Origin of the sequence: Haloarcula sp. JP-Z28 (assembly GCF_011440255.1) — an archaeon.
GTDB classification, from domain to species: Archaea; Halobacteriota; Halobacteria; order Halobacteriales; family Haloarculaceae; genus Haloarcula; species Haloarcula marismortui.
The window spans coordinates 1-1,831 of sequence record NZ_JAAOHT010000146.1 but is presented as its reverse complement, the minus strand read 5'-3'; the positions used below and the strand labels follow the sequence as shown (position 1 = coordinate 1,831).

Here is a 1,831-nt window from a genome sequence, read left to right as displayed (position 1 = left end):
GACGATGTCATCACCCGTGCCGCGAGTTCAGACACTGCCACCGCGCCACCAGATACGGACTACGTCGAGCCACAGGCCCACGACTCACTCGAACAAGCCTGGATCGGGGACAGCATTCCTATCGGTGCGAGCAAGCTGACCAAAGCGGCGTTCGAACACCGACTCGACCGCGATACGAACGCCGAGGATATCACGATTCGAGTCGTCCAGAACGACGCCCGGATGGACGAGGAACGACAGCTCGTCGACGAGGTGTACGGTGCTCGCGATGACCTGCCGTTCGATGTCACAGTCCACGACAACCTGACGACGGCGGAACTCAGAACGGTCCTCACGACCGACGCAGAGTTCTTCCACTATATCGGCCACACCGAACACGACGGCTTCGTCTGCTCCGACGGCAAGCTTGATGTGACGACGGTCGATTCAATCGGCATCGACACCTTCCTGCTGAACGCCTGCAACTCGTACAATCAGGGTCTCGGGCTTGTCGAAAAGGGTGCCATCGCCGGCATCGTCACGCTCAACGAAGTCCTGAACGACGGCGCGGTTCGCATCGGCGAGGCGGTTGCCCGACTGTTGAACTGTGGGTTCCCTCTTCGAGCGGCGCTTACTATTGCACGCAAAAAGAGCGTTCTTGGTGGACAATATATCGTTGTTGGCGACGGCGGAGTGACAGTTGCACAAACAGAGAACGGGACACCGAATCTATTGGATGTCTCTGCCACTACGGCGGGGTACAACGTAGAAATGAAGGCGTATTCGATGGATAACAAAGGCTTAGGAGCCATCGTATTTCCGTTTTTTGAGGAATGTGAAGAGTACTTTTTAGCGCCGGGGTCGGTTGGGAGTTTCAATATTTCTAGCTCTGAACTATCCGAGTTCCTTCAGATGCAGCAAGTACCTGTTAAAGCTGATGGAGATCTCTATTGGAGTGACTCGATGGAACTCGAAGATATCAGCTGACTTTGTATTTGCTTCCGTGAAGAATGAGACGCTGATAATTGCTAATACTGCCAGTTCTATGCTTTATGGTCCAATATAGATATTGTTGTTAGCTGCTGCAGTCCCTGCCTGAGATAGTAACATCAGGAGGGTGAACAGTGCGCCGGCCATTTTTGGGTGCTCTGCGAGGTATTCGCGCATGGTAGTATCGGACATGATACGAATTGGATGTTGGGTGGGAGATAATTAAATTTATTTGAAGGGTTCCTACATATTATATATTGTATTAAGCATAGAATTAAAAGATAAATCCAGAAATCAACCAATACAAGAGTTAAATCGCGTGTTTAGTGGGAAAATTACACGCACGAGTCGTGCGTACGCATGAGAGGCCATCCAACAATACCCCCCATCAGTAGCGTTTAGTAGATTGGTACGTAACTAGTGAACAGGATTGGGTATTGATGTTTGAATGGGAACTGTCTGACAGCTATCCGAAGTATGCATGCTCTACCAGCTCGCTTCGGGGGCCGGTTGTAGGGAAGTCAATGTATACAGCAACCGCTACTAGTTTGATGGAATGGATGAGTGCTAGCGGCTTTTGTGTTGGCAGCACCGGGGGGAAAGATGGCTTCTGAGGAACAGTGGCGGCTCGGAGACAAGACAGTGGAGCTCTCCAGTGCAGCCATCAGCGGGAGCCGACGCGTGGCAACGCGGCATACACCGCTTCTCCGGACTGAATCAGTAGACCGACGCGAGGAGATGCGGGCAGAGGTCCCGATTCCGCTGGCGAAAGTCGAGCAGTCCCAGCAGTGTACCGTGTTGCACGTCGACGACGACCCACAGGTGGGTGAACTGGTCGAGGTGTATCTCGAACGGATCAACG

General features: G+C 52.5%; 2 pseudogenes. Both read left to right on the top strand.

The features are described 5' to 3' along the window. Positions 1-966, top strand: a pseudogene (locus G9463_RS23565) (caspase family protein); the annotation flags it as partial. Positions 967-1,572: 606 nt separating this feature from the next. Then, a pseudogene (locus G9463_RS23560) lies at positions 1,573-1,831 on the top strand (PAS domain S-box protein); the annotation flags it as partial.